Genomic DNA, 16,489 nt, shown 5'->3' with positions numbered 1-16,489 from the left:
GCAGTCTCATGCGCGGGGCCTGGGCGTTATCGGGCTATAAGTGGACAAACGGTCTTTCGCGAGCGCCTGGCCGGAACGCTCGGACTCCAGGCAGACGCCGCTATGAGAACGCTGCACGCCCTCCGCCTCTTCTCGTTGCTGTCCCTCTGTGTCCTCCCAGGTGCCGCACTGGCCAGCCCGCCAGAGGCCGCCACACCGCCTCCCGATCCGCTGTGCCTGCGAGGAGGTCCCGTGCACAAGTGCAAGGGCTTCACCTTGACGGAGTTCGCCGCCTACATCGCGCCCACCACGGGATACCGGCGGCCTCCCCTGAACTTCATCTGGGAGGCCGGCTACATGAGCAACCTGGAGGTGCATGATCTGGCCGTGGGCGGCACCCTGTTCCTCGTCAACGACGAGGAGCCGCGGCGCATGCTCGGGATCAAGCCCCGGCTGCGACGCTGGCTCAACCCCTGGCTGAGCGTCGACGTGGCCCCGGGCCTGCTGCTCTTCGGGCTGAAGCATGGCAGCGGCTTCGTCCCGAGCTATCCCGCCTTCAGTGGCCACGTGGCGCTCAACTTCGGCGACTTCGCCGCCTTGAGCGCGCAGTTGGAGGTCCTCCCGCTCACGCAGAGGTCGAACGTCAACCCCGAAGGCCGGGAGGTGAACGCCTTCATCGGGCTGCGCCTCGGCTCCTACCCGGGCATGGCCGTAGGCTCCGCGGCGGCCCTGCTCGCTTGGTGGGCGGATGGTTTCGGCGACTGACACCCACGCCCCGAGCCGCGCGACCTGCTGAGAGTTTCGCACCGCGTCTCCGCCGTCCTTCTTCATCGCCTGTTTGCTCTCCCAGCGGATGGCACTGGGAGTCCCGCCTGAATGACGAGAAGGCAGTTGTCCACCCTTCCGCCGACAGTTCGGCGTGCCTCCTGGGGAGGACGCCGCGCGAGTGCGAAAAGCCGCCCATCTGCGGTAGGGCGCATCCCCGAGGCGGCGGGAATCGAACCCGCAACAAGGCGGAAGCAAAACCCTGGAGGGGCACACTGGGGGGCACATGCGGTTGGCTTCGAGCCGCGAGTTCTCACTGCGGATGGGGACGGCCTGCGCCCGAGGTGGACGGACGGCCCTGCTTGCCGGGATAGACGGGCACGTAGCACGCCTGCTGGTACATCTGGCCGTCCGCGGCATCGCACTCCTCGCGGCTTCCCCGCAGGCGGGCCCAGCAGGCCCCGTTGAGCACCACCTGCTGGGGGTGAGGGCAGCGGCCTTTCTTGTCGGGCTGGGCCTGGCCCTCGGAGGGCTCGGGGAGACTCTCCGCCACGGCCCGCGCGGCGGCGGGCGCAGGAGTCTGCTGCGGCGCAGGGGAGGCCTGCTCGCCGAGCCCCGCGGTGTCCGTCTCGGCCGCGTCCGGCGTGGCGCTCAGGGGCACGGCGGGAGCCGCCCGAGGAGGCTCTTCGCGAACCGGCGGCGGCTCTGGCTGCACGAGGGCTCCGGCCCACAGGCCCAGGGCACCCGCGGCCCCCACGAGCCAGGGCCGCCACACGAGCCCCGGAGGAGCGCGCTGCGCCTCCAACTCGTCCGCTCGGCCTGCTTCGGGCTGGGGGGCACGCAGGCTCGGGGTCGAGGGGCCGAGCGCCTCCGCGGCCTGCTCCAAAGCGGGAGCCAGCTCGGCCGCGGTGGGGCGCTCCTTGGGGGCAATGGCGAGCATGCGCAGAATCAGCTCGCGCAGCGGCGGCGCCACCTGGGCGGAGAACAAGGCGCGCGGCAGCTTCAGCGCATCCAGAAACGCGCGGTCCTGCTCATCCTTCCGAGGCACGCCCATCTCCGGGTACCTGCCGGTGGCCAGCACGCAGGCGGTGACGCCCAGGGCGAACACATCATCCGCGGGCCCGGCCCGGTAGCGCTCCGAGGCATGGCGCGGCTGCAGGGTGAAGAGCCAGGCCTCGGGAGAGCGGTACGCGGGAGTGCCCGGAGGCAGTTGCTGTGGGGTGAGCGTGTCGGCACCGGGGTAGATGCTGGAGCCGAAGTCCATGAGGAACAGGCGGCTGTCCCAGCGGCGCACCAGGAGATTGTCGCCCTTGAAGTCCCGGTGGAGCGCGCCCTGCGCATGGAGGTACTGGAGGGTGAGGGCGGCCTGGGCCAGCAGCCGCAGTTGCTGTTGCGCCGAGGGGTGGAACATGCGGCCCCAGTCGTACAGAGGCATGCCGTCTATCCACTGCATGGCCAAGAAAGGGTGCCGAGCGCCCTCTGGGCTCACCCAGAGGCCTGCGCCCACGAGCCGGGGAATGTGGGGGTGGTGCGAGCGGGACAGCAGCTCCTGCTCTCGGAGGTAGCGCGGGTCCTCAGGGAGCACGGCGAGCTTGAGGGCCACGGGAGGCAGGCGCTCCCGGCCGATGCGCTCGGCGCAGTACACGGCGCCGTGGACGCCCCGTCCGGCCCATTCCAGGATGCGAAAGGGGCCCACGGGGGTGCCGGGAGGGAGCGCAGCGGGGTGGAGCGAGGACAGAGAGGAGCTCGACATAGGCGCCCAGCATCCTACCTCATGGGTAGGTTCTCGTCACCCGCTGCGAGGCGCTGCCTCGTCTCCCTGCGCCGACTTCGCTGCCATGGAGACGGGGTAAAGCGCACGGAGTTTGACCTTGTAGTGATACACCGCGAGGTAATACTCGCCTGCGACGGAGACGAAGACCTGACGCGGAGGCTCAGGCTGGTCCTGGAGCCATGTGTTGGCCTCTTCAAGGGTGTTGAAGGTGGCGACCGGGGCCGGAATCCCGTCCTGAATCATTTCTTTGAGGTAATGGGCGAACGCAGGGTCGTGGAGAATCGCGCGGTGGTTGAGGTCTGGGGCATAGGCAGTGAGAAAATATTCTCCTGCAATCAAGATGTTGGCGTGGTGTGGAGGGTCGGGGTGGTGGTTCAGCCAGCTCTCCGCTTTCTCACGCGTGTCGAAGGCTGCGATAACGACGGGCGGACCCTGGGCCGCGACGTCTTGGCGATATTCCTCAAAGCCGTAGGTCTGACCGAAGGCCAAGATGAAGCCCAGTGCGTCGAGCGCCATGGAGAATCGCTCTTTCTCTTCGGCGGAAGCGGTCTCTTCATGGTGCCTGCCCAGGAGTTCCATGGTCTCCAGCATCTGTCTTGCAATCGTCATGGCGACACTCCGGCCATGAAGGGCTCATGCATCTCCGAAGGGTTGGCCAGGATCACGACGGGGGCAAGGATGACCAGTCCAGCTCCGGCAGAGACCACGACAAAGGCAACTCCCGCGATGGTGATCACGCTCCCCACCAGAATTGTTTTGTGGTGGCGCTTCAGCCAATCGGTTGCGAAATCGATGGCCGTAAACTCCTGCGGGCGCAGCTTTTCGACTTCCAGGCAGTCGCGATAGGCCTGCCAGCATTGCTCGCGACAGTAAGCCGCCTTACCACCTTTCTTTCTGTTGGAAGTGATGTGCCCGTACCCTGGCGCGAGAGGGTGGCTCATACATTTGTCGATGCACTCGTCATTCTCTTTATCGCAGTCGCGCTGTCGCCCGGCCATGACTGGCACGATGGGCCGAGCTGAGCCACGCGTGCTGGCAAGAAATCGGTACTGCGACAGATCCATCTCCTCTGCGGGTTTCCAGGAATGGGTGACAGTGCCGTCGGGCAGCTCCCGGATGAGAAGAACGTAGCGGGTCAGCTCTTCAGGGTTGGCGGGTGCGAGTTGGCGGGTGGTGCTGCAAGAGATGAACAGAGCGCACAATAGGGAGGCGGCAACTCGTTCCAGGGGCATGTTCGTCCTCGGGGGGCCCCAATTGGCAGGTGCTCACAGGCCCAATCCTTCTGCCGTCCTCTTTGGGGAAGACGTCTGTGCAGGTGTTTTACCCCAAGAGTAGGGACTCTCCGGCTGCTAGCTCCAGCATTTCTTCTCTCCGGACGACACTTCCTCGCAGAGCAAGGCGAGGTAGTGCTGTGCGTGTGGAGACGAGCTTCCGGAAGCGCGGCGTTTCGATCGCGGGGGGCGCGATCCTTGGTGCACAGAGGCGATCAGGCGAGCGCGGGTCGGATCAGCATCGCTGTCGATGGCTCTTCCTGGTCCCTTGCTCGACCTCAAGACCCCGATGGGTGTACGTGGCACCAACTTCCGCTCTGCCGCTGGGCTCCTGAACAAGAGAGTACCTCATTCTCTGCTGCGGGCGGCAAGCCGCACTCGTCATAACCATAGGCGGAAGTTACGGCGATCTTTGGAGCGCGGGATTCGTTCCCGCGCTTCGTCGCGATCGACAGGATCGAAATCCTTCGTTATTGGAAGATCGTAACCGCCCGGAATGATTGGAGTCGGTATCCCGCCGCGTCCCGTTTCGTCCCAGCACATTCCGCGGGTTCCTGCGACACATGTGCGACATCGCGGAACCCGTGGTCATCGCAGGCCCCGCACCTGGCTTCGGGTGCGCTTGGGCTCCGTCAGTCCACGACACCCACGAACTGGTCCCTCCTGCAGTAGGCGGTGCCCGACGTCAAGCAGCGCCCTGATCACCCCGACATCGGCCCGGCAAACTACATGCGGACAAGCCGTACGCTTCACGCAAGAACCGCAGGGGTTTGCGCTGACGCGGTCTCACTTCCCAAATCCTGCGGCCCGGCATCGAGTCGAAACAGCGGCGAGGACAGCACTGCTGGGTGGTGGAGCGTACCAACGCGTGGCTCAATCAGCTGCCTGATACTCTTCCGAGGCCTCAATCCTGATTTGTGTCAGGCATTCTTACGCATCCCCTATGCTCCAAGACACCCTCCATCACCGCGCGCGGTAGCGCCTGCAGAGGGACCAAACCATGGCCAAGAAGACCCATGTGGCGGGAAGGGCCGGGGCGCTGGTACACCCCCAACCATAATGGCTCGTTTGGAAGGCGAACCGGTGTTGTGTTCGAGCACTGGGATTGCCTGCGTCATCCAAGGCAATGGCGAAGACGGAATGAGATCCGAACCTCAGCGCTGTAATTGGAGTGTAGTGCCAATCCCCCACCATGTCTGCCTTTCTCCGTTCAGCGTTCAACTCATCGTCGTCCAGCCACACCTTCACCCAGCCCCCAGGCGCCGTCTTGCCGCGAATCACAGGGGTGGGAGTGGTAATGAAGCCTCCAGGATCTGTCACCACCGGCGCTTCAGGGGGCACAGTGTCCACGATGAAGGAGAGGAACTCAGACTTAGCGCTCACAAGACCTGCTTTGTCTTGGGCAGTGGCCTCGGCTTGGTATGATCCGTCTAGAAGCGCTATGAGTGAAGTGAGATGCCAAGCACCGTTCGCACCCGCTAGGGCGCTTCCCGCTACTTCTCCATTCAGCCGTACCTTCACCGTGCTCCCAGGCTCTGCCGTGCCACGAATCTCAGGTGTCGAAGAAGGGACGAGGCCATTGGGCTCCGTCACCACCGGCGCTTGTGGAGGGACAGTATCTACTGTGAACTGGAGTCCCCCAGAGACAAGGCTGATGTTGCCTGCACTATCACGAGCAGTGGCATCGGCCCAGTGAGAGCCGTCATCGAGCGCTGTGACTAAGGCGAAACTCCAAGTCCTATCCGTAGCTGCCTTGACTGTTCTCACCACTTCTCCATCCAGCCGCACCTCGACCATGCTTCCCGGCTCCGCCGTGCCACGAATCACAGGAGTGGAGGTAGCAACGAAGTCCCCAGGTTCAACTACCACCGGCGACTCTGGGGGCACGGTGTCTACCGTGAAGCCGACAGCCTCGGAGTCAGGGCTTATGTTGCCCACCTCATCCGAAGCAGTGGTTACGGCTCGGTGGAATCCTTCAGCCAGCGCGGTGACGGGAGTGAAGCGCCAGGAGCCCTGGGGACCTGCCGTCGCGGCTCCGGCTACTTTCCCATCCAACCACACCACCACCCTGCTACCGGGCTGCGCCGTACCGCCCATGACGGGCTTCGAGGTGTTGACCAAAGGCTCAGGCAGGGTCAGCTCAGGCGCTGCAGGGCCAGCCCCCTCCACGAGTACCAGTTGCCCCCCGTGGATGCCATTAGCCATCACGGACACGATGTAATAGCCACTCGTCACCTGCGGCGTGCGTCCAGTCACGTGTGTACCAGAGTACGAGTCCAGGGACGCGACACGTGTTAGCGCTCCGCCCTCGAGCGCCACCAAGCTCACCAGGGGAAAATTCGTGGCTGAACTCTGAGTATTACCGCTGCTTGCCTCCGAGAGGCCACACAAGAGGCTACCGGTCATGTGGAATGTCTCTCCGGGGTGTTGCATGGCCGGTGCGTTAATGACAGGACGCCACTCCGGGCGAGTTCCCGTGTCTTCGTACACCTCAGCTTTGTCATGCTCGGTAGTGGCCGCACCTGCAGTGATCAGCACCTTCCCGGAGGGCAACAACGTTGCCCTGGGCCAAGTGAGCGGTGAAGGCGTCCTGGGGCTCCACGTTCCCGTGGCCGGATCGTACATCTCCACGCTGTGAACTAAACCGTTCGTGCCAACGCCCCCAATGACTAAGACCTTGCCCGACAGCAACAATGTCGCTGTATGCATTCTTCGGGCTTCGGCCATGGAGTTGGCGGAACTCCAGGCTCTGGTGACAGGGTCGTACACCTCCACGCTGGAGTTCTCAAAACCCCCGGCGGCCAGCACCTTGCCCGAAGGCAGCAACGTCGCTGTATGGTTCACGCGTGCCGTGGACATGGCGCTCGTGGGGCTCCAGGCGCTTGTGGCTGGGTCATACACCTCCGCACTGAAAAGGGTACTGCTCGGTCCTTGACCTCCGGCAACCAGCACCTTGCCATCCGGCAACAGCGTCGCCGTGTGAAACTGACGAGCTGTAGCCATGCTGTCCGCCATGCTCCAGCCTCCTGTAGTTGGATCGTACACCTCCGCACTATCGAGTGGGCCGTTCGGCCCATACCCTCCGGCAATCAGTACTTTGCCCGAGGGCAACAACGTCGCCGTGTGCCAAGCACGAGCCGTGGCCATGCTGCCTGTGATGCTCCACACCCCTGTACCCGGGTCGTACACCTCCGCGCTGCCAAACAGGCCGTTCGGTCCATTGCCTCCGGCAATCAGTACTTTGCCCGAGGGCAGCAACGTCGCCGTGTGCCAGGCACGGGTCGTGGCCAGTGCGCCCGTGAGGCGCCAGTCACCAGTCGCTGGGTCGTACACCTGCGCGTTGGAGATGGAATCGTTTAGGTCATCTCCCCCGGCGACCAGCACCTTACCAGAGGGCAACAACGTCGCCGTGTGACCGTTGTTGAGAGGTCTAATCACAGCGCTCGTAAAACTCCACCCTCCTGCGCCTGGGTCGTACAGTTCCATGCCATCCAGAGGGCCGCTAGAGCCAACTCCTCCGGCGACCAACACCTTGCCCGAGGGCAACAACGTCGCTGTGTGTCCATAATGAACTGTGAGCAAGGTGCCCGTGAAACTCCATGAGCCTGCGCCTGGGTCGTACACCTCCGAGCTATTCAGAGGACCATTGGAGCCCGCTCCTCCTGTGACCAGCAATTTGCCTGAGGGCAGCAGCGTTGCCGTGTGCCAATACCGAGCCGTGGCTAGGGTGCCCGTGGAACTCCAGGTCCCTGTAGCCGGCTCGTACACCTCCGCGCTGGAGACAGGGTAGCTGGGGCCCCAACCGCCTGCGACCAGCACCTTGCCTGAGGGCAACACTGTCGCCGTATGTCGTGCACGCCCCGTTGCCAGAGCGCCTGTGGGGCTCCAGACGTCCGTGACAGGGTCATACACCTCCGCGCTATCCAGAGGGCCGCTGGAGCCAGTTCCCCCGGTAATCAGCACCTTGCCCGAGTGTAGCAGCGTCGCTGTGTGGAAGGCTCGAGCCGTGGCCAGAGCCCCTGTAGAACTCCAGACTCCGGTGGCTGGGTCGTACACTTCCGCGCTGTTGAGCAGGCCGCTCGGGCCATTGCCTCCGACTACCAGCACCTTGCCCGAGGGCAACACTGTTGTCGTGTGAGAGGCACGGGCTGCGGCCAACGCCCCCGTCGTGCTCCACTCCCCTGTAGCCGGGTCGTACACCTCCGCGCTATCGAGCAGGCCACTCGGGCCATTGCCTCCGACTACCAGCACCTTGCCCGAGATCATCGGCGTCGCCGTGTGTGAGGCGCGAGCAGTGCCAAGTGGGGCAGTAGAACTCTTTGCCCCAGTGTCTGGGGCATATACCTCCGCGCCGTCAAGGCGAGCATCGGAGCCAACGCCTCCGGCGAGCAGCACTTTACCTGAGGGCAACACCGTCGCTGTGTGGAAGGCGCGGGCCATGGCCAACGCACCAGTAGAGTTCCAAGTCCCCGTATCTGGGGCGTACACCTCAGCAGTGTCGAGCGGGATCCGACTAAGGCCTCCGGTGAGCAGCACTTTGCCCGAGGGTAATAGAGTCGCTGTGTGCAACATACGAACCGTGACAAGATCCGCCATACGGCTCCAGGTCCCAGTATCCGGGTCGTACACCTCCGCGCCGTCGCGGAACATGGCCGATCCACCACCTCCGGCGACCAGCACCTTGCCTGAGGGCAACAGCGTCGCCGTGTGCCTGTTGTGGGACATGGTTGGGGTGCCTGTGGGCTCCCACCGTCCGGTATCCGAGTCATACACCTCCGCGTTGGCGTCGTTCAAACCCAAACCTCCGACGACTAGCACCTTGCCCGAAGCAAACACCGTCGCTGTGTGGAACTGCCGAGCCGTGGCCATGGAGTTCGTGGGAGTCCACATCCCTGTAACTGGGTCGTACACCTCTGCGCTATTGAGGTACTCGAACGGTTCATTCGGATCACTACCTCCGGCAATCAGTACCTTGCCTGAGGGCAACAACGTTGCCGTGTGCCAAGACCGAGCCGTGACCATGCCGCCCGTGGGGGTCCATACTCCTGTGACTGGGTCGTACACCTCTGCGCTGCCGAGCAGTCCGCCCGAACCACCTCCGGCGACCAGCACCTTGCCCGAGGGCAACAACGTTGCCGTGTGGCAACTGCGGCCTGTGGTCATGCTGTCTGTGAGGCTCCACGCCCCGGTAACCGGGTCGTACACTTCCGCGCTGTCGAGCAGTCCGTTCTGGCCTTCTCCTCCGGTGACGAGCACCTTGCCCGAGGCCAACAGCGTCGCTGTATGACAAATGCGGGCCGTGGCCATGCTACCCGTGTGACTCCAGACCCCAGTAACCGGGTCGTACACCTCCGCGCTGGAGAGGTCGCCCGGCGGGCCAACGCCTCCGGCAACCAGTACCTTGCCCGAGGGCAACAGTGTCGCCGTGTGCTCGAAACGGGGGGTGGACAACGAACCCGTGGGGCTCGACTGCTCACCGGACGCATCTGGAAGCATCTGGACCTTGAGCCCCTTGGGTTGCACCGCTTCGTCCCCGTCTTGCGATGCCCCGCCGCAGGCAATCCACGCCAGTGCCAAAGCCAGAGCGAACCACGGAACGACCTTCACCCGGGGATTGGTAGAGGAACACATACGAGGGGCTCCTTGCGTTTGTGAAAGCTTCTCCAGCCCATTGCAAGGGTCGGGCCTAGCGCCCGTGCTGCGGCGAAGGGACGTGTCGACGCGTCAATTGACGCGCAAGCGCGCAGATGACGCGTCAATTCATTAGAAGCGGACTCGGCTCAAAGCGGCGAGTTGTTCTGCTTGGAAGCGGCGGGAATCGAACCCATAGCTATAGCTGGACGAGACGCGCGCCGCTGTTGACCGTCAGGCTTGCGTGTCGGGCAAAAGCGCTAGGCAGACCAGCGTCCGAGCTTCTTGGCGACCGCGAAACGGTGGGCGCCGTCCATGACGGCGGGCCAGCCGTTCGGAAGACTCTGGGCCAAGAGGCGTACGAGCACATCCCACACAAAGCGAGTGACTTGCTTGCACTGCTCCGCCTCGGCGAGCAGTCTGCTCAACACCTACCCCCCCGCGACATCGTCCTCTCCCAGCTCCTCGGCTAGTACATGCAGGGGGATGGCTGGGCGTGCTTCGGCGAAGGCGGTCAGGGTGGGGTAGCCACGCTCGCGCAGCCGCTCATAGAGACGCACCTTCCACTGGCCCTGCCAGGCACGTTCGTCCGTCATCGCCCTCTCCAGCGGGTGAAGTTCATAGGAATGCCGTAGTCCTTCATGTTCTCCGCAGGGCCGAGCAAGAGGGGTGCTCGATCGCCTTCATCACCTACAAGGAGTGCGAGAGTTGGGACACAGAGGGCTGCTGGAAGCAATTCGTGTCTCGCTGGGGCAAGTGGCTCCAATTCCAGCAGAGTCTTTCGCTGATTTAGCGCGGCGGATGGCACCAGTTCGGAGCCCGGTGTCACGCACGGCGGACGGCGCTCAGGGGGGACCGCTCCTCAGGCCGCAGGCTCCAGCGCTTCCTCCAGCGCTTCCTGCACACCGGGGAGCTGGGAGAGCAGCTCGAACTCGGCGTCCTGCAGCATGGACACCCGGCGGCCTTGGATGCGCTCCATCAGCAGCTCGATGCGCGTCTCTCCATCCGGCCCCATTTGCCGGAAGAAGCGCGCTCGGCTGCCCTCCTTGCGGCAGGCCATGATGTCCCGCTGCAAGCTCTTCAGGCGGCGGGACACCTTCAGCGCTGACCGCCCCTCGGGCGTGTCGAACGTGTGGAAGTGCCGGTTCCGCGAGAGCGGCTGTGCTGGGTCATGGAGCCTCTCCACGAGGCGCCGAACAAAGGGGTCCATCGACGAGGGAGGATAACATCCGGTACCCTGCCGCTCAGCGATGCATTTGCGAATTCTTCGGTTGACCGCCGCCCTTTCTTTCCTCCTCCCGCTTGCCTGCAAGGATCCGGAGACGGCCGCCGTTCAGGCCCGCGCCGAGTCCTATGAGTCCAAGCTCGCCGAGGGCCGCACGTTCATGGCTGCCAATCAGCCCGAGCGCGCCGCCAAGGCCTTCCGCTCCGCGGCGAACATGTCCCGCGATAACTCCGAGCCCCTCATGCTCCTGGCCGAGGCGCACCGCGCCGCCGGCAACGAGGGCTCCGCCATCCTCGCCCTCAAGGAGGCCGAGGCCATCGCCCCCGGGAACGATCCCGCCATCCAGAAGCAGATCGCCGACCTCTACCTCCGCCAAGGGCACGTCGCCGAGGCCATCTCCACCCTCGTCGCCCTGCGCAACGAGAAGGAGCTCTCCGACCCGGAGATCCTCTCCCTGGCCCGGCTCCAGGCGCGCAACGGAGACGCCGACGGCGCCTTCAAGTCCCTGGAGCCCATCCAGAACCTCCGCCCGGATGACCCCAACGCCAAGGTCGTCGAAGCGGAGATCCTCCTCATCAAGGGCGAGGAGTTGCTCGCCGCCAAGCTGATGGACCGGCTCGTCGAGGAGAACCCCAACCTCATGGAGGCCCGCCTCCTGCGCGTGCGCTACTTCCTCAACAGCGGCTACCCCGAGGTGGCCGAGCAGGACGTCAACGGCATCGACGGCGAGAACGCCAAGCGCCCCGACGTGGTCCTCATGCGCGCGCGCATCCTCACGCGGCTCGCCAAGCACGAGGAGGCCGCCGAGGCCCTCACCCAGCTCGTCGAGGAGCACCCGGACCACGTCGATGCGCTGGCCCAGCTCGCCGAGGCCAAGCTGAACCTGGGCAAGAACATCGAGGCGGGCGATCTCGTGGAGAAGGTGCTGCGCATCCGCGCCCGCTACGCCCGCGCCCTCTACGTCCGCGGCCGCGTCCTGGAGGCCCAGGGCGACAAGCGCCTCGCCGCAGAGAACTACGAGTACGCCCTCACCGCCGATCCCCTCTTCGCCCCCGCGCTCTCGCAGGTCTGGCGCATGCAGCAGGCGGCCGGTCAGAAGAACGAGGCCCAGGCGACCCTGCAGCGGCTCTACAAGCTCGGCGAGGCCTCGCTCGAGGAGAAGGTGGCGCTCGCGCAGATGTACGCGGACTCCAAGACGAACCTGGAGCGCGGCAAGAAGATCGTCGACGAGCTGCTTCAGCGCGAGCCCGGCAACCCCAAGTATGTGGCCCTCAAGGCCGCGCTCACTCCGACGCCCGAGAAGAAGAAGTTCAACGGCCCCATCATCATCCGCGGCGGCCGCCACCGCTGACGGCCTTGCGCGTCCCCGCGGAAGGGAGGCCCTCCGCGGCCTCCACCACGCGCTCCAGCGCCTTGATGCCCTTGCGCTGGCCCACCGCCACCACCGTCAGGTTCTCCCGCGTGAAGTAGCGCCGCGCCACCTCGCGCACGTGCGCCGCCGTCTCCGCGTCCACGAGGTCCGCCCGTTGGCTGAAGGACTCCGGCTTCCGGAACAGCTCCGTGCCGCCGAACCAGCCGGCCAGCTCCCCCGGCGAGTCCTCCGAGAACTCCAGCAGCATCCGGTGCCGGCGCTGGGTCCGCTTCAGCTCCTCCTCGGGGATCTCCTGCTCGCAGAGCGTGGCCAGCACCCTCAGCACTTCCTCCACCACCCGCGAGGCCTTCTCCGGCGCGCTCGCCGCGTCGATCTCGAGGATCCCCGAGTCGTGGAACGCGTCCATCCCCGCGCTGATGGAGTAGGCCAGGCCCCGCCGCTCGACGACCTCGAACGGCAGCCGCGAGGACAGCCCGTCATCCAGCACCCGGCGGAGGATCTGCAGCGCCGGGTAGTCCTCGTGCTGCTCCGGAACGACGCAGAAGTTGAGGCGGAACTCTGTCTGCGCCTCCTCGTGCGCCACGAAGTGGAACCGAGGGCCCGGCGGCGTGGGCGCGGGTGGCTTCTCGGTGGTGGGAGGGCCCTTCGGCAGGTGGGCGAAGGCGCGCTCGGCCAGCTCCAGCACCTGCTCGCGCTTCACCCGGCCCGACGCCGTCACCACCAGGTTGCCCGCCACGTAGTTCTGCGCGAAGTGCTCCAGCACCTGCTCGTGCTTCAGCGCCGACACCGACTCGCGCGTCCCGGCAATCTTCAGCGCCAGCGGGTGGTCGCCGAACAGCAGCCGCTTCGAGAGGTTGTCCAGGTCGATGTCCCGGCCCTTCTCGTCCACCTCGTCCAGCATCTCCTCGAGGATGATCTGCCGCTCCACCTCCATGTCCGTGAGGCGCGGCCGCGTCAGCATGTCCCCGATGATTTCCATCCCCACCCCCACATATGAGGGGTGTAGGGGAGTGTAGTAGTAGCCGAGATCCCTCCCGGTGACGCCGTTGAGGTTGCCGCCGACTTCCTCCACGGCGGCGTTCATCTTCACGGTGTCTGGCCAGTTGGCGCTGCCGCGGAAGAAGAGGTGCTCCAGGAAGTGGCTGACGCCGTTGTTCTCGGGCGTCTCATGGCGGCTGCCGGTCCGCACGTACACGGCCAGCAGGGCCGTATGCAGGTGGGGGGTCTCGATGGTGACGACGCGCAGCCCCGAGGGCAGCACGTCCCGATACGGTGTGAAGCTCATGCGCGAGGGAGCCTTAACACGAAGGTCGTCCCCTGGCCGGAGGAACTCTGGCAGGCCAGCGTGCCCCCGTGGGCCTGGAGTATCTGCTGGCTGACGGACAGCCCCAGGCCCGTGCCGCCCTCCTTGGTGGAGAAGAAGGGCTCGAAGAGGCGCTCACGCACCGCCTCCGTCATCCCCCGGCCGGTGTCCTGGACGGTGATCTCCACTTCCTTCTCCATCCCCCGCGTGGACACCGTGAGCCGCCCGCCGTCCGGCATGGCCTCGCGGCTGTTGCGCACCAGGTTCAAGAGCACCTGGCGCAGCTGGCCCTCGTCCGCGAGCACGGGCGGTGTGTCCGGGGCGAAGTCGCGCACCACGTCCACCCCCGCGCGCTCGAGCTCGCCGCGCGAGAAGTCCAGCACACCGCCGAGCACCTCCATCACGTCCTCGGCCACCAGCGTGGGCTTGGGCGGGCGCGCCATGCGAAGGTACTGCTCGGTCACGTCCGTGAGCCGATCCACCTCGCGCGTCACCGCAGTCAGCAGCTCCTTGGCCTCGCGCCCGTCCTGTTCCGGGAAGGTGGCGCGGTCCAGCGCGTCTCCCAGCATCTCCACGTTGAGGCCGATGGAGGACAGCGGGTTGCGCACCTCGTGGGCGATCTGCGCGGAGATGCGGCCCACCGCTGCCAGCTGCTCGGCGCGGGCGAGCGCCTCGGCCTGGGCCTTGAGCTGGGACTCGCGCGCCTGGAGCGAGCGGGCCATCGCGTCGAACTCCCTGGCCAGCACCGCCACCTCGTCCTCGCCCTGTACGCCCAGTTGTGCGGTGTAGTCGCCCTTGCCGATGCGAGACACGCCTTCAATCAGCGTGCGCACCGGCCGCAGCGTGCGCGCCGACAGCAGGGTGGCGCCGAGCCCCACGCCCACCGCCAGCAGCGAGAGCGTGATGATGGCCAGCCCCGTGCGCCGCTCGCGCTCCTCGGCCCGGTCCACCCGCTCGCGGATGCGATTGTCCAGCCGGGCCCTCAGTGCGCGCAGCTCCCGGCCAATGGTGGCCTCCACCTGACGCAGCTCGGCCGTGGACGCGCTCACCTGCTCCCGGTTCAGCGTGTTCGACGTCAGTACCGTGAAGACGGCATCCACCGTGCGCCCATAGGTGTCGTACTGCACCTCCAGCTTGCCGATGTCGGCCTCCATGTCCTGGATGACGGACAGCTCACTGGCAGGGGCGTAGGTGAGGATCTCCTGCGCCGTGACCCGTGTGTTGGCCAGGCGCTGGGACATCGCCGGGATGTAGAGGCGCGACAGCCGGATGAGGGTGCGCCGCGTCTCCGGGTTCTGCTCGTCCAGGAGCCGCTCGGTGTCCTTGACCTGGTTGGTATAGGCGGTCTCCAGCGCCGCCGCGTCCTGCGAGAGCCGCAGGTAGCCCTGGCTGACGAGCCGGATCTCCTGCTGGTTGCGGTGCAGCTCCGCCACGCTGAAGAGCGACACCGCTCCGAAGGTGACGAGCACCACGGCGTAACCCAGGAAGATGCGCGTGGCGAGCGAGAGCTTCATGACCGGGAGTGCGGGCCCAAGGGCCCCAGCCCCATCGCTACGCTCGCGCCGCCCCGAGCGCAAGCTGATACCGTTGCGCCGAATGTGGCCTCGCCTCCTCCGACATGCCCCCCTGGCCGCCCTCCTGGCCATCGCTCCCGCTTGCGGCGAGTCCGGCTTCGCGCCCCAGGTCCAGCTCCTCACCACCGCCTGTGAAGGCCTCCAGCCCCTCGATGGGGTGACCCACCTGCGCCTCCGCGTCACCGGAGAGGGACTGGCCACCCCCATCGAGCGCATCACCCCCGTGGACCTCCGGCCCGAGGACGTTCCCGAGATTCCTCCCGGGGCCCAGCGGGTGCTCGAGGTGCGTGCCTACTCGGGGGAGCCCAGCAGCGCCGGCTCGGTGATCTCCGTGGGCCGCTCGTACCCGTTCACCATGCCGGCGGTGGGCGCCCCCACCGAGCCGGTCCGCGTCACCCTCTACCGGGTGAACACCTTCGTTCCGCTGGAGCGCGCGGACTCGCCGGGCACCTGCCTGGAGCTCACCGAGCCGAGGGCTGGGCACACCGCCACGCTCCTGCCGGATGGCCGGGTGGTGCTGGCCGGTGGCTTCCGGGTGACGGACACCGGGCAGCCGGAGACGCTCCAGTCGATCGAGATCCTCGACCCGAGGGAGCGCAAGATCACCTACCTGCCGGATCCCGGCGGCCTGGGCTCGGTGCGGCGGGCGCTCCACACCGCCTCGTTGATGCTGGATGGGCGGGTGGCGCTGGTGGGTGGGGAGACGGTGGATCCGCTGGACGGGCACCTCACGATCCTGGGGACGGGGGTGGTGTTCGATCCGGCCACGGAGCGGGTCCAGCAGTTCAACCTCGGGAGGGCGCGCTCGCGCCATGCGGCGGCCATCGACATCGCGGGCCGCATTCTCACGGTGGGCGGAATCGGCGCCGACAGCTTGCTCCTCGCGGATCCCGAGGGCGTCGAGCCCGCGGCGGGACGGACCTTTCCCGTGCCCATCGCCGTGCCTCGAATGGGCGCGAGCCTGATTCCGTTCCAGGAGTCCCAGCGCATCGCCGTCGTCGGCGGCTCGGATGGGTCCGAGGTCTCCCGGGACGTGCTGACGTTCTCCTTCAATGGCGTCACCTTCGTTCCCGGCAACATCACGGTGATGTTGCGGCAGGGCCGGCGGGATGCGGTCACCACGCCCTACGGCGATGGGAAGCGGCTGCTCGTGGTGGGGGGCTACTCCAGCGCGGGGACTCCGGACGACAGCGCCCGGCCCGTGGGCGCCTCGGAGCTGCTCGATCTCCAGAGCGATGCGCCGACGATCTCTCAAGGCCCGACCATCGTGGGCCGGGGTGAGCTCTGCGCGGTGGCCCTGCCGGGCGGCCGGGTGCTCACGGTGGGAGGGCGGCGGCAGAATGGGGACGGGCTGCTCGCGAGCAGCGGGTCCGTGGAGCTGATCACCCCTACCGATGGGCTGACAGGAGGCGTGCTCGGGATGCTGCCCGTTCAGCCCGCTCGCTACCTGCACACCTGCACTCCATTGCCGGATGGCTCGGTGCTCGTCTCCGGTGGCGTGGACAATGACGGACGGGGCACGCGGCCGGCCTCGGGCACCTACCTCTTCATGCCCGTGCCCAGGGACTGAAAAAGGAAGGCCCCTCGTCCCGAAC

General features: G+C 66.3%; 10 protein-coding genes and 1 pseudogene. 3 read left to right on the top strand and 8 right to left on the bottom strand.

Annotated elements, in window-relative coordinates:
* Positions 1–231: 231 nt before the first annotated feature.
* Entirely contained in the window at positions 232–744 is a 513-nt protein-coding gene (locus DB31_RS22760; RefSeq protein WP_044191267.1) for a hypothetical protein, read from the top strand.
* Between the two features lie 313 nt (positions 745–1,057).
* Here DB31_RS22760 and DB31_RS22755 read toward each other — a convergent pair whose 3' ends face one another.
* From DB31_RS22755 to DB31_RS22730, 6 genes and pseudogenes are all read right to left on the bottom strand, one after another.
* Positions 1,058–2,497: a serine/threonine-protein kinase gene (locus tag DB31_RS22755; protein ID WP_044191266.1), complete on the bottom strand. Its 1,440-nt coding sequence runs from the start codon at positions 2,495–2,497 to the stop codon at positions 1,058–1,060.
* 36 nt (positions 2,498–2,533) lie between these two features.
* Complete coding sequence (locus DB31_RS22750; RefSeq protein WP_044191265.1) at positions 2,534–3,127, bottom strand: hypothetical protein; 594 nt, start codon at positions 3,125–3,127, stop codon at positions 2,534–2,536.
* A complete protein-coding gene (locus DB31_RS22745) occupies positions 3,124–3,750 on the bottom strand; it encodes a hypothetical protein (RefSeq protein WP_044191264.1) in 627 nt (208 codons plus the stop codon). Before DB31_RS22745 ends, DB31_RS22750 begins: the two co-directional genes overlap by 4 nt.
* A gap of 1,002 nt (positions 3,751–4,752) precedes the next feature.
* Complete coding sequence (locus DB31_RS46750; protein ID WP_075306140.1) at positions 4,753–9,420, bottom strand: Kelch repeat-containing protein; 4,668 nt, start codon at positions 9,418–9,420, stop codon at positions 4,753–4,755.
* Positions 9,421–9,683: 263 nt separating this feature from the next.
* Positions 9,684–10,016, bottom strand: a pseudogene (locus DB31_RS46745) (NUDIX hydrolase); the annotation flags it as partial.
* Between the two features lie 266 nt (positions 10,017–10,282).
* Positions 10,283–10,630, bottom strand: coding sequence for a hypothetical protein (locus DB31_RS22730; RefSeq protein ID WP_044191262.1), 348 nt, complete (start codon positions 10,628–10,630; stop codon positions 10,283–10,285).
* 61 nt (positions 10,631–10,691) lie between these two features.
* On the opposite strand from DB31_RS22730, the gene DB31_RS22725 reads away from it, so the two are divergent.
* The gene (locus tag DB31_RS22725; RefSeq protein ID WP_240486834.1) at positions 10,692–11,996 is read left to right on the top strand and encodes a tetratricopeptide repeat protein; all 1,305 of its coding nucleotides are present in this window, start codon (positions 10,692–10,694) and stop codon (positions 11,994–11,996) included.
* On the opposite strand, the gene DB31_RS22720 is transcribed toward DB31_RS22725, so the two are convergent.
* Positions 11,971–13,302: a M16 family metallopeptidase gene (locus DB31_RS22720; RefSeq protein WP_044191260.1), complete on the bottom strand. Its 1,332-nt coding sequence runs from the start codon at positions 13,300–13,302 to the stop codon at positions 11,971–11,973. The genes DB31_RS22725 and DB31_RS22720 overlap by 26 nt on opposite strands.
* The gene (locus tag DB31_RS22715) at positions 13,299–14,834 is read right to left on the bottom strand and encodes a sensor histidine kinase (protein WP_044191259.1); all 1,536 of its coding nucleotides are present in this window, start codon (positions 14,832–14,834) and stop codon (positions 13,299–13,301) included. The genes DB31_RS22720 and DB31_RS22715 overlap by 4 nt, the downstream gene beginning before the upstream one ends.
* A gap of 82 nt (positions 14,835–14,916) precedes the next feature.
* Here DB31_RS22715 and DB31_RS22710 point away from each other — a divergent pair, with 82 nt between their 5' ends.
* Positions 14,917–16,464, top strand: coding sequence for a Kelch repeat-containing protein (locus DB31_RS22710; protein WP_157232110.1), 1,548 nt, complete (start codon positions 14,917–14,919; stop codon positions 16,462–16,464).
* The last annotated feature ends 25 nt before the right edge of the window (positions 16,465–16,489 follow it).

It is taken from the genome of Hyalangium minutum (genome assembly GCF_000737315.1).
GTDB classification, from domain to species: Bacteria; Myxococcota; Myxococcia; order Myxococcales; family Myxococcaceae; genus Hyalangium; species Hyalangium minutum.
Note: the sequence above shows the minus strand (reverse complement) of the source record. Positions and strands in the feature narration are given on the sequence as shown.

Excerpts from the sequence above, each read along its gene's own strand:
- DB31_RS22730 (WP_044191262.1), bottom strand. The coding sequence starts at position 10,630 with ATGGACCCCTTTGTTCGGCGCCTCGTGGAGAGGCTCCATGACCCAGCA.
- DB31_RS22710 (WP_157232110.1), top strand. The coding sequence starts at position 14,917 with ATGTGGCCTCGCCTCCTCCGACATGCCCCCCTGGCCGCCCTCCTGGCC.
- DB31_RS22720 (WP_044191260.1), bottom strand. The coding sequence starts at position 13,302 with ATGAGCTTCACACCGTATCGGGACGTGCTGCCCTCGGGGCTGCGCGTC.
- DB31_RS46750 (WP_075306140.1), bottom strand. The coding sequence starts at position 9,420 with ATGTGTTCCTCTACCAATCCCCGGGTGAAGGTCGTTCCGTGGTTCGCT.
- DB31_RS22750 (WP_044191265.1), bottom strand. The coding sequence starts at position 3,127 with ATGACGATTGCAAGACAGATGCTGGAGACCATGGAACTCCTGGGCAGG.
- DB31_RS22755 (WP_044191266.1), bottom strand. The coding sequence starts at position 2,497 with ATGTCGAGCTCCTCTCTGTCCTCGCTCCACCCCGCTGCGCTCCCTCCC.
- DB31_RS22745 (WP_044191264.1), bottom strand. The coding sequence starts at position 3,750 with ATGCCCCTGGAACGAGTTGCCGCCTCCCTATTGTGCGCTCTGTTCATC.
- DB31_RS22715 (WP_044191259.1), bottom strand. The coding sequence starts at position 14,834 with ATGAAGCTCTCGCTCGCCACGCGCATCTTCCTGGGTTACGCCGTGGTG.